Raw genomic sequence first — 12,176 nt, forward strand, 5'->3', positions numbered from 1 at the left:
ATGAAAGAGAATATCATTCCTCATGATTATCAGATTTCTATAGAAGATAGAAGAAATGCCAATAACCATAATTCATTTTTACTATGGTTTACGGGATTGTCAGGTTCTGGGAAATCTACGATAGCTAATGTGGTTGAACAGCGATTGTTTAAAAATGGCATTAAAACCTATACACTTGATGGTGATAATATAAGAAAGGGATTGAATAATGACCTTACTTTTTCACCTGAAGATCGAACCGAAAATATCCGTCGTATAGCCGAGGCAGCCAATTTAATGGTAGATGCTGGTTTGGTGGTTTTGGCGGCCTTTGTATCACCCTACAAAAAAGATAGGGAAAACATCAAAAGAATCCTTAAAGATGTTAACTTTGTTGAGATTTTTATCAATACGAGCGTAGAAGAATGTGAACGCCGCGATGTTAAGGGACTCTATAAAAAGGCAAGGGCTGGCGAAATCAAAAATATGACCGGTATTTCTGCTCCCTATGAGACCCCCGAGAATCCCGACATTGAAATATTAACAGAAAACGAATCCGCTGAAGCAGCAGCCCAACGGATTGTCGATTTCATAACACCTAAATTACAACTCAACAATGGGTAAGTACTATTTAAATTATCTGGACGAATTAGAAAGTGAAGCCATTTTTGTGCTACGTGAAGTTTGGGCACAATTTCAGAACCCAGTAATTTTATTTTCTGGAGGAAAGGATTCCATAGTGGTAACCCATTTGGCACGAAAGGCATTTTACCCGTGTAAGGTGCCATTTTCTTTAATGCACGTTGATACAGGACACAACTTTCCTGAAACCATAAAATTCCGTGACGATTTAATAAAAGAATTGGGTGTAAACCTGATTGTAGGATCAGTGCAGGAATCTATTGACCAAGGACGCGTTGCAGAAGAACGTGGTAAAAATGCTACTAGAAATGCACTTCAAATAACCACTTTGTTGGATGCCATAGAAGAACACAAAGTAGACTGTGCTATTGGAGGTGGACGTCGTGATGAAGAAAAGGCAAGAGCTAAGGAGCGATTCTTTTCACATAGAGATGATTTTGGACAATGGGATCCTAAAAACCAACGCCCGGAGCTTTGGAACATTTTCAACGGAAAGTATTTTGAAGGAGAACATTTTAGAGCGTTCCCAATCAGTAACTGGACTGAAATGGATGTTTGGAATTACATCAAGCGAGAAAATATTGAGATTCCGTCATTGTACTATGCTCATGAAAGAGAGGTGATTTGGCGTAATAATTCTTGGATTCCTAATTCTGAATTTTTGATTGTTGAAGAACACGAAGAAATTGTAACCAAGAAAATCCGTTTTAGAACTTTAGGAGATATTACCATTACGGGAGGTATTGAAAGTGATGCGGATACGTTGGAAAAAATTGCTTTGGAAGTTTCGGCGATGCGCCAAACTGAACGAGGTAATCGCAGTGACGATAAGCGTTCCGAAACAGCAATGGAAGACCGTAAACGCCAGGGATATTTTTAAAAACTAAAGTAAATGTTGAAGGTAATTCGGCATTTCATATAAAGAAATAATAAAAGATGTTAGACAGCAATCAATTATTACGTTTTACAACCGCTGGAAGTGTAGATGATGGAAAAAGTACCTTGATAGGGCGTCTATTGTATGATTCAAAATCCATTTTTGAAGATCAGTTGGAAGCTATTGAGAACACTAGTAAGAAGAAGGGACACGAAGGTGTTGATTTGGCACTTTTTACAGATGGGTTACGAGACGAACGCGAACAAGGTATTACCATTGATGTAGCTTATAGATATTTTACAACTCCAAAGCGTAAGTTTATTATAGCAGACACCCCAGGACATATTCAATATACCCGAAATATGGTTACGGGAGCTTCTACTGCCAATGCGGCCATTATTTTGGTGGATGCCAGACATGGAGTTATCGAACAGACAAGACGTCATTCATTCATCGCATCGCTTTTACAGATTCCACACGTGATTGTTTGTATCAATAAAATGGATTTGGTTGGTTACTCAGAAGAAGCCTACAATAAAGTTATCGAGCAGTTTGAAGATTTCTCTTCTAAAATGTTGGTGAAGGATGTTCGTTTTATTCCAATTTCTGCGCTTTTAGGAGATAATGTTGTGAATAGATCTGAGAATATGGATTGGTACCAAGGAGCCCCTTTGTTACATACCTTGGAAACCTTGCACATCAGTAGTGATGTAAATAAAGTGGATGCCCGCTTCCCGGTACAGACTGTTTTACGACCTCAAAGTGACGATGACAATAGGGATTATCGTGGTTATGCGGGACGTGTTGCCAGTGGTGTTTTTAGAGCTGGTGATGAGGTTACGGTGATGCCTTCTGGATTTACTTCTAAAATCAAAACTTTGGATACATTTGACGGTTTGGTTGAGGAAGCATTTGCCCCAATGTCTATTTCTATGACTTTGGAAGATGATATTGATATTAGTAGAGGTGATATGATTGTGCGTTCCAATAACATGCCAGAGGCTTCTCAGGACATCGAGGTGATGCTTTGTTGGTTAAACAATAGTGCAGCCAAACCAAGGGCGAAATACACGATTAAACATACCTCAAATGACCAAAAGGCGATGATCAAGGAAATTGTCTATAAAATAGATATTAATAGCTTGGCAAGAAATGAAGAGGACAAGGAGCTAAATATGAACGACATTTCTAAAGTTAAAATACGTACTACAAAACCTTTAATGGTTGATTCTTACCGTGAAAATAGAGCTACAGGGAGTATCATTTTAGTGGATGATGCTACTAATGAAACTGTGGCTGCCGGGATGGTGGTGTAGTGCATTTTCTTGTTGCTGGATAGAAGTATTTATTTGAAATCCATTAATAGCATATGATTAAAGTATGTTTTTAATGGATTTGCTGTTAAAAATGGTAGTTTTGCAGACCTAAATAATTTTCAAATAGATTGTTTTATACTAGTAAATTCTATGTTTAGTTCTGGATTTTACATTAGAAAATAATTATGAATATTCAAGGTGTGAAAAATAGAGTGTTTTTCTATTAAGTAGAGTGCCCGTTAAGTGTTTGTTTTTGTAAGGTTTTAGGTTGTGATTAGGTTGGAGTAAAGTTTGGGTAAAGTGGTATATCAATAATGTAGTGAAGTAATATTACGTAGAGGTAGGAAAATAAATTTGGTTGATTATAATGAATAATTAAGTTGGTTTTAGTATGAAAATATATAGATTACTTTTTTTGTTATTTTTTATTTCGGTTATAGGTTGTAAGAAGGAAGTAAATAAAAATGAGGTATCAACAAAAGAGAACAATAGCACTCAGAAAGCGGAAAATTTTAATAAAATAAATCTTCAACATCACTCTATTTGGTCGTTAGATAGAGTAAAGTTGGAAGCGGTTAATGAAAATTTAGACTATAATGGAGATGACGTGTTTTTGATTTCTAGAATATCTTCAACTGAAACAGCATACGCTACTTTAAGCGATATAGCAGTTACTTATGGGAACGAATATCTAGTGAGTGTAATTGTTAAAAAGGCGACTATAGGAGATTTATTTGGGTTAAGAATCGTAGGGGAGTATCCGAATAGAATAGATGTTGTGTTTGATCTGAAAAATGGTGAGGTTAAAGGTAGTGTGGAGGAAGTAGGTGATTTTATTAAGGAATCAGCACATATAGAAGATTTGAGCAATGGATGGTATAAATGTAGTTTTAAGGGAATCGTTTATTCGGATACAATTAAAATTATTTTAGGACCCACTTCTGGTTTAGGTAAAACAATTACATGGGAAGCTCCTACAACAGATTTGTGTAATGCTTATATTATACCTTCAAGTTTAAAGTTAGAAGAGATTTCTTATACCAAATAAAATTTTTAAAAAAATATGAGTAGAAAGTTTGAGAATTTAAACGTCAATATTGTAAAAGGAATTGGTATCCTTCTTGTTATGATTGGACATAGTGGAATGTTTTTGCCTATCAAGGATTTAAAGCTGTTGAATGTGTTTATTTATTCCTTCCACATGCCTTTATTTTTTATTATAAGTGGATTCTTTTTAAATGATAGATTTGATGTTAAAAAAAATTTTAATCGATTACTAAAACCATTTTTGATTGCCAGTTTTTTTTACGTCTTTATAGGGGCGATTTTGGTACAGTTGCCAACTTTCTTTAGGAGCATGGAATTGTATCCAGTTAAATATGATATTGAAAATCAATTATTTAAGTTTGTAAAAGCAGTTGGTTTGGCAACTAGGGTAGATATAGTAGGTACAGGTTTATGGTTTTTAGTTGCTCTATTTGTTGCAAGAATTTTTTGGTATGTTTTACATGTTAAATTAAAAATTAAGATAACTGCACAGTATTTGTTTTTTGTATTTATAATTAATTTTTTATTGTACTTTTTTTTAAACTTACCTGAAAAATTTTATTACTGGATGTGGCCTCAGGCTATTTTAGCTTATTTATTTTTAATCTTCGGGAATTATTTTTACAAAAAAAAAGTAACAGATAAATTTAGTTTTTTTGATGCTTTAATTTTAATTATTATAACGATTCCTCTTATTTTATGGAATGGGAGAATAGATATGTCTACTTATAAATTTAATAATTTTTCTGTCTTTATTTCGATATCGGTACTTGCATTTATAATTTTGTATAAATTTTCTTTTCTGATAGAAAAGTATTCAGTCATTTTTAAAGATTTTTTAATATGGTGTGGGAAGAATAGTTTAAGTATTTTTTTAATTCATCCTTTCTTTTTAGCAATTGTGCCTTATATATTGACGGCTAATCTTAATGTGAAAGATGTGTATACGAAAATAGAATACTTGTTTCTAATATATTTTGTGATTTTTGGAGTTATATTTTTCTATAACAAAATGATTAAACATATAGCTAAAACAAAATCAATGAAAGTATTGAATGAGTATAATTAAACAAGTACGGGGATTTTTAGAACAAAAGGAAAAGAAAATAATTACCCAAAATTTTGTGTCTTTATTCCTTCTTCAAGGAGCCAATTATATATTACCTCTTTTAATCCTTCCTTTTTTAGTTAGAATTTTGGGGGCTGAAAAATTTGGACTTATTATGTTTGCCCAGTCTTTAGTGTCATTTTTAAATGTTTTTGTTGACTTTGGGTTTAATATCAGCGGAACAAGAGAAATATCTATAGCGAGGAATCAAAAGCAAAAAGTTGGAGAAATTTTTATTGCTATAATGCTTATTAAGTTTTGTTTGGTAGTCATTTCTTTTGGGGGGCTTTTACTTTTAATAAGTAGTTTTACTAGGTTTAGTATAGATTCTAATATTTATATTTTAAGTTTTGGTGTGGTTATAGGTCAAGCATGTTTTCCTGTATGGTTTTTTCAAGGAATAGAAAAAATGAAAGTAGTTACGTATGTAAATGTTTTTGCTAAAATAATATTTACAGGATTAGTATTTTTCTTTATAGATAATGAACAAGATTATTTTAAGGTACCTATTTATAATTCTTTGGGATTTATAGTTTCGGGTTTTTTTGGTCTTATTTTTAGCTTTAAATTTTTCACCTTTAAGTTACCTACATTTGGACTAATCAAGCAGTTATTTTTTGATAGCTTTAGTTTGTTTGTCTCAAATTTGGCTATAAGTTTATATACTGCGAGTAACGTTTTTATTTTAGGCTTGTTTTCTGGAAATGCTTTAGCTGGAGTATATTCTAGTATTGAGAAACTAATATTAGCGATTAAGAATATTTATGTGCCACTTTATCAGGCATTGTATCCTTGGGTTTCTAGGCAAAACAATGAGAAAGTTAAAATGATAATATGCAAAATCAAACCTTTTGTTTTTTTATTAGGTATGGTTATAACAATATTTATTTTATGTTTTGCTGAAAATATATTGGCATTAGTTTATAAAGATCCAATTATTACTAGTTATTCAATTGTGTTTAGAGTGTTATGCTTCATTTCATTGTTTTCAGGGTTAAATATGCTTTATAATGTTCTATATTTTCCAGCTGTAAAGCGGTATAAGGTTAGGATGAATATTTTGATTTTTGGTGGTTTATTTAGTATTATTATGAATTTAGTTTTCGTACAATTTTTTAGTATTTATGGCGTAGCTATAATTGTAACCATTACCGAGTTATTATTAGTTTTAATTGGAAGTTTTTATTTTAAAAAGATTAGTAGTGAAATGGAAATAATTAAGCCTTAAAGTATGGTACATCTAATTTCAACTCTCTTTATTGTTGAGTTTTTGTCAATTTTATTGATAATGTTCTATATTTTGTTTAAAAAGGGAGTCACATTTAAAGTAGGCATATCATTCGGGGTTTTGTTTTTTATTTTTATACCCGTTTGGGTAATGATTATTACTGGTACTTTGGAACTTTCAAAAACAGATTTTCATTACACTAGTTTAAGAGATGTTGTCTTGAAGGATAATATTAGCAGTTCATTATTATTAATTGCATATATATTTTCAATTATTATTTACTTATGTTTTCCATCAAGGTATTCCAATCTAGAAGTGAATAATGAATTTAAGCCAAGTATTAAAAGTTATTTAATAGTTTATTTTATTGGGATGCTAATTGTTTTTATTGGCTCAGGTTTATTGGAAGGAGGAAATTGGTATAGAAACAGACATAATTATTTTGAATCTACTGGTGCTTTCGCCGTTTTGATTTCTTTTATAACAAGTTCCGTGAGGATTTTAATAATTTCCTCCTTGTTTTACAAGTGGCTTAAGAATGATTGGAAGTTTCGTAAGTTTTTATTTTTGACTGTTATGTTTACAGTTTTAGATATGATGTTTTCTGGAAATAGAATATACTTATTTTGTACAGCCATACTTATTGGGTTTATGTTTTTAAAAAAATATCCAAAGAAATCTTTTATAGCACTGCCTTTTGTCTTTCCATTAGCTTTTGTGTTAGGATATTTTGCTTCAATTTTTAGACATATTAGAGGGCCTCTTTTTGAAAGTGGTTTTCCAACCTTTGAGATTTTCTTAAAATCTTTAGATCGAGCCATGCTTTTGGAACCACCAAATCCTAAATTGTTTTTTATTGGTATTTCTGAATCCATAAATGTAAATGTTATATATGATTTATTTAATAGATACGATACTATTCTGTATGGAGCAACCTATTTAAAGCCATTGTTTTTTTATGTGCCTAGATCCGTTTGGCCAAATAAACCTGAAAGTATTACTACAATTGCAGCTAATACATTTGGAGGGAATTCATTGGTCACTACACTAATTGGTGAAATGAATATGAATTTTTCATTACTAGGCATAATTTTACTTCCAATAGTAATATGGTTTACCGAAGGATTTTTAACTAAGAGCTTGCGAAATTTTAATTCAATAGTAAATATTGTTGGATTTATTTTCGGTATTTTATTTTTTAGAATGCCATTTTCGGATGATATTTTAGTTTTTGTCTTCTTGGTTTTAGTTTTGCTTTTTTTTAATGTTTTCAAAAAATATAAATTTAAGTTCTATTATCCCAACAAATGATAAATATTAAAAAACATCTTTCGAATGAGTTATTTTTATTGTTTGCGTTATTCCCACTTATTCCTAATTCATTAAAAGGTTTACCTGTAATATTACTAGTTCTGGGTTCATTTTTTTTAATTGAGAAAACGAAAGTCAATTGGAAATGGTTTTTAATTAACTCTTCAACTTTTTTACTATATGTATTTTCGCTTTTATATACAACGAACTTCTCATATGGTTTTAAAAAATTAGAAACAGGGCTTACTTTTTTTATTGTGCCTCTTGTTTTTTTTGTATTAAGACCTCAAATAGCAATCACATCTCAGTTACGTAAGAAGTTTTTATTTTTATTTGTCCTTTCTTCAACGATTTTTGCTTGCTATGTTTTGTTTTTTATTATTAGTGATAATAATTTAATTTATAATAAAGATTTTTATTCCGATAAATTTAGAATGGTTGTTGAGAATGTACCTTTGATTGGGCAACACCCAATTTATGCTTCAATTTATCTTGGGAATTCATTAATATTTACTTTTTATTTATTTCAACTCTATTCTGTTTCTTATAAAACTAAAAAAGGATTCTTCTTACTAATAGGAATATTTATTAATACAATTTTGTTATTAATGTTATCTAGTAAGGCAGTGATTTTTAGCTTAATTATTTTATTGATTCTGTATTTTGTACATACATTTTTTTTGAGGGGAAGGTTTAAGAAGGGGCTAATGTATTTATGTATGCTGTTTATTGGTGCTTTAGTATTATTTGTATTTAACAGAAGAGTAAATGAAATGATTAAATTGGATACATATGCCTCGGTAAATTCAAGTTATTCAAATTCTTTTCGTGTTAATATCTATGAATGTGCTATAAATGTTTTTAAACATAATCCAATTCTTGGTGTTGGTATTGGGGATGCTCAAGATGCGTTGAATGAATGTTACAGTTATAAAAGTCAACTTTTATTAAATAACCAATATAATAGCCATAATCAATATTTGGATTTTTGTGTTAAACTTGGTTTTTTAGGTTTAGTTGTTTTTATAGGGTTCCTGGCTGCAAATTTTCGATACGCACATAATTCTAATGATGAATTGTTTAAGGTGATAATTCTGTTTTATTGTCTTAATTTTTTGACAGAGAATATTTTAGTCAGACAATCAGGGTTAATACTGTTTGTTTTTTTTATTCATTTTTTTAGGAACAATAAAGCATATAAAATTTCCTGATGAAAGATCTAATTATTTTACAAACATGTATCCCAGATTATAGGAAAAAATTATTCGCATTTTTAAACGAGAAATACGGTGAAGATTTTGCGTTGTACGGAGGTGCCGATTATTTTGAATCTACTGTTAAAACAGATAATTCAATTAATTTTTTAAATAAAGTAAAGAATATTTATTTGTTTAAGAGAAAGGGGCTTTTCCAAACAGGGATGTGGAGGGATATTCTAAAAGCACGAGTAGTAGTGTTAGAGTTAAATCCTAGAATAATTTCTAATTGGATTATTTTAATTCTACGAAACCTTTTAGGAAAGAAAACGGTATTGTGGGGGCATGCTTGGCCTAAAAATGGAGAAAAGAGTTTGACCGATGTAATAAGAGGAGGCATGCGGCAATTGGGATCTCAAATTTTGGTTTATACCGTTAGTCAAAAAAGGGAACTTCAGATAAAAATGCCTCATAAAAATATAACTTGCGCTCCGAATGCTGTGTTTTATAAAAAAGAGATGGTTAATAATAGTGATAACGATTTAATACAAAATATCATTTATGTTGGGCGCTTAACCGAATCTAAAAAGCCGCTTTTTTTGGTTAAGGCATTTAATAAAGTATTAGGTTTTTTACCAACAGAAGCAAAGCTTATAATTGTAGGCGAAGGAGAAGAGAAGCAAAACTTGTTAAATTTTATTAATGATAATAATTTGGAAGGAAGAGTTTTAGTTAAAGGACATATAGGATCGTACGAAAAATTAAAATCTCTATATGATACTAGTTTACTCAGTGTTTCGCCCGGATATATTGGTTTGTCTGTTACTCAAAGCTTTGGTTTTGGGGTTCCAATGATTGTTTCTAAGTTTGAAAAACATTCGCCTGAAATAGAGGCTGTTAAAGAGGGTAGTAATTCTGTATATTTTGAAACTGATAATGTCGATTCATTAGCAGATAAGATATTGGATTTTTATAATAATAGAGGTTATTGGTTGAAGCAAAGAGAACAAATCTTAGATTTTTGTAAAGAAAATTATTCCATCGAAGTCATGGCTGAAGCTTTTGTAAGTTTGAATCCAAAGAAAATATAATATTCATTTAATGATAATCAGAAATAAAACTAAAGTAAATGTTTTAATAGTAGGTCCATTAGACAAGCCTATAACCGGAGTCTCAATTTGTAATGATTTAATTTTAGAAGGACTAGATAAAAATCAATTCAATGTAAAGTATATAAATACCTCATTTGATAAGTTTGATGAGAACGTTGGTACTCTTTCAATTAAAAAGATTTTTTACTTTTTGAAGTTTTATTTTTTATCCTATAAGGTTTGGAATGTTGACGTTATTTATATTACTCCAGGACATACTTTTTTAGGAATAATTAAATATGCATCATTTATCTTAGCGGGTTGGTGTTTAAGAAAAAAGGTAGTTTTACATATACATAGTGATACCTTAGTTAACACTTATTTAAAAAGTAACAAAGTTAAGAAGTCAATATTGACTTTTGTTATTTCCAAAGCAGATCGAGGGGTGGTTTTATCCAAGTCTTTGGTTAGAAATTTATCTTATTTTTTACCAAAAGATAAAATAGAAGTTTTATTCAATTTTGTCGAAGATAAGTTTATATTGACCGAAAATGAAGTTAAAATTAAAAAATACGATAAAATTAAGATTGTTTATTTAAGCAATTTAATGACACAAAAGGGTATATTTTATTTGTTAGAAACATTTAATTTGATGCTAAAGAATAAGATTCCTTTTGAGGCTAAATTGGCTGGTAATATTGATGATACTATTAAAGAACAAATTGAAAAAGAAATAAAGTTATTAAATGTAGAATATTTGGGAGTGGTTAAAGGAGACCGGAAAAGAGAACTCTTAAAATGGGGTAATGTTTTTGTTTTTCCTTCATATTTAACAGAAGGATTGCCAATATCTATTCTAGAAAATATGGCTAGCGGAAATATTATTTTCACAACGAAACATAGTTCCCTTGATGATATTTATACAGAAACGAGTTTGGTTTATATTGATAAAAAATCTTCTGATGATATTTATAATAAGGTGTTAAGCTGTTTTTCTGATGAGGAAGCAATAAGAGAGATGGCAATTAAAAATTACAATTTTATTAAATCAGTTGGAAGAGAAGAAGTTTTCCTTAGGAAACTTATGGATATCTTCAATAAATAAATTTCGACAAATAATAGGTGAGAAAAAAAAAAGTATTAATAATAGGTATAAATTATTATCCAGAAGATAGTGCAATAGGTTTATATACCACTCAAAAGGCAGAGTACCTTGGAGCGAACGGGTTTGAAGTGTCGGTCATCACAGGTTTTCCTTATTATCCACAATGGGAGATAAGAGACGATTATAAATTAAAAAATTATTTAGTAAGAGAAACCATAAACGGGGTAAAAGTTTATAGGAGTAAACAATATGTGCCTAAAGATCCAACTTTTGTAAAAAGAATAATTCATTTGTTAAGTTTCACTTATGGAAATTTTATTAATTTATTTAGAATTAGTAAACCAGATATAGTCATTTCAATTATTCCATTTACAACCTCTGGTTTGTTAGGTTGGTTTTTAAAGAAGCGATATAATTGTAAACATCTCGTTCATGTACAGGATTTTGAGTTTGATGCAGCAATAGATTCAGGTTTGTTAGATGACAATAAAAGAAAAGTAATTAAGATTTTACAAAGAATTGAAAGATTCGTGTTAGATAAAGCTGATGTTGTTTCAACAATTAGTTATGGTATGATTAATAGGTTGAAAGAAAAAACCGATACTAGCGTATATTATTTGACTAATTGGATTGATGTAGAGGTGTTTAGTCACAATAATATAGGAACACATAAATATTTAAAATCAGATTGTTTTAAAATTTTATATTCAGGAAATATTGGAGCAAAGCAAGATTGGGATTTATTTTTAAGAATTTTAGCAGAATTAAAGAAGGTTGAAAATATTGAAGTAATAGTGGTTGGTGAAGGTGCCGAGAAGGCTAAATTGCTGGAGGAAGTGAAACATTATAATTTTGTGAAACATTTTAATTTAGTTCCGTATAAAGAATTGCCTCAATTGCTTAAAAGTGCAGATTTACATGTTTTATTTCAAAAAGCAAATGTTATTGATACGGTAATGCCTTCAAAAATATTAGGTATGATGGCAAGCGAGAAACCGTCTATTGTAACAGGGAATATGGCAAGTGAAGTAGCTAAAGTTTTTAAGGACTCAGAAGGAGGTTTTTATTTTAGTGGGAATTCTGTTAACGAAATAATAGATCAAATAAAGATACTTAAAGAAGATAAAGTACTTTGTTCAAATTTAGGGATGGGGGCGAAGAAATATGTTTTGGAGAAATATTCTAAGAATAAAGTGTTAGATATGTTTATCAAGAAGCTTAATGAATTTTAACTGTTGCTTTAGTCTTCCCTAAATTAAACCCGTTTTAATTATAA

General features: G+C 30.2%; 11 protein-coding genes. All 11 read left to right on the forward strand.

What is annotated here, in order from left to right:
• The 11 genes from cysC (at window position 1) to AC6I5C_RS02645 (ending at window position 12,132) form a co-directional block, all read left to right on the forward strand.
• Window positions 1-603 (forward strand): adenylyl-sulfate kinase, encoded by a 603-nt coding sequence (gene cysC / locus AC6I5C_RS02595; RefSeq protein WP_497903808.1) that lies wholly within the window; start codon window positions 1-3, stop codon window positions 601-603.
• Entirely contained in the window at window positions 596-1,501 is a 906-nt protein-coding gene (cysD, locus tag AC6I5C_RS02600) for a sulfate adenylyltransferase subunit CysD (protein WP_497903809.1), read from the forward strand. The genes cysC and cysD overlap by 8 nt, the downstream gene beginning before the upstream one ends.
• Before the next feature lie 56 nt (window positions 1,502-1,557).
• Window positions 1,558-2,814 (forward strand): sulfate adenylyltransferase subunit CysN, encoded by a 1,257-nt coding sequence (gene cysN, locus AC6I5C_RS02605; protein ID WP_497903810.1) that lies wholly within the window; start codon window positions 1,558-1,560, stop codon window positions 2,812-2,814.
• Between the two features lie 391 nt (window positions 2,815-3,205).
• Complete coding sequence (locus AC6I5C_RS02610) at window positions 3,206-3,862, forward strand: phage head spike fiber domain-containing protein (protein ID WP_497903811.1); 657 nt, start codon at window positions 3,206-3,208, stop codon at window positions 3,860-3,862.
• 15 nt (window positions 3,863-3,877) lie between these two features.
• Window positions 3,878-4,930 (forward strand): acyltransferase family protein, encoded by a 1,053-nt coding sequence (locus AC6I5C_RS02615; protein WP_497903812.1) that lies wholly within the window; start codon window positions 3,878-3,880, stop codon window positions 4,928-4,930.
• Window positions 4,917-6,197, forward strand: a complete 1,281-nt coding sequence (locus AC6I5C_RS02620) for an oligosaccharide flippase family protein (protein ID WP_497903813.1) — start codon at window positions 4,917-4,919, stop codon at window positions 6,195-6,197. The genes AC6I5C_RS02615 and AC6I5C_RS02620 overlap by 14 nt, the downstream gene beginning before the upstream one ends.
• A gap of 3 nt (window positions 6,198-6,200) precedes the next feature.
• Window positions 6,201-7,508, forward strand: coding sequence for an O-antigen polymerase (locus tag AC6I5C_RS02625; RefSeq protein WP_497903814.1), 1,308 nt, complete (start codon window positions 6,201-6,203; stop codon window positions 7,506-7,508).
• Entirely contained in the window at window positions 7,505-8,719 is a 1,215-nt protein-coding gene (locus AC6I5C_RS02630; protein ID WP_497903815.1) for an O-antigen ligase family protein, read from the forward strand. Before AC6I5C_RS02625 ends, AC6I5C_RS02630 begins: the two co-directional genes overlap by 4 nt.
• Window positions 8,719-9,795: a glycosyltransferase family 4 protein gene (locus AC6I5C_RS02635; protein ID WP_497903816.1), complete on the forward strand. Its 1,077-nt coding sequence runs from the start codon at window positions 8,719-8,721 to the stop codon at window positions 9,793-9,795. Before AC6I5C_RS02630 ends, AC6I5C_RS02635 begins: the two co-directional genes overlap by 1 nt.
• Before the next feature lie 10 nt (window positions 9,796-9,805).
• Window positions 9,806-10,900 carry a glycosyltransferase family 4 protein gene (locus tag AC6I5C_RS02640; RefSeq protein WP_497903817.1) on the forward strand — a complete coding sequence of 365 codons (1,095 nt, stop codon included), beginning with the start codon at window positions 9,806-9,808 and terminating at the stop codon, window positions 10,898-10,900.
• Between the two features lie 17 nt (window positions 10,901-10,917).
• Window positions 10,918-12,132: a WcaI family glycosyltransferase gene (locus AC6I5C_RS02645; protein ID WP_497903818.1), complete on the forward strand. Its 1,215-nt coding sequence runs from the start codon at window positions 10,918-10,920 to the stop codon at window positions 12,130-12,132.
• The last annotated feature ends 44 nt before the right edge of the window (window positions 12,133-12,176 follow it).

Source organism: Mangrovimonas sp. sgz306409 (assembly GCF_059735265.1).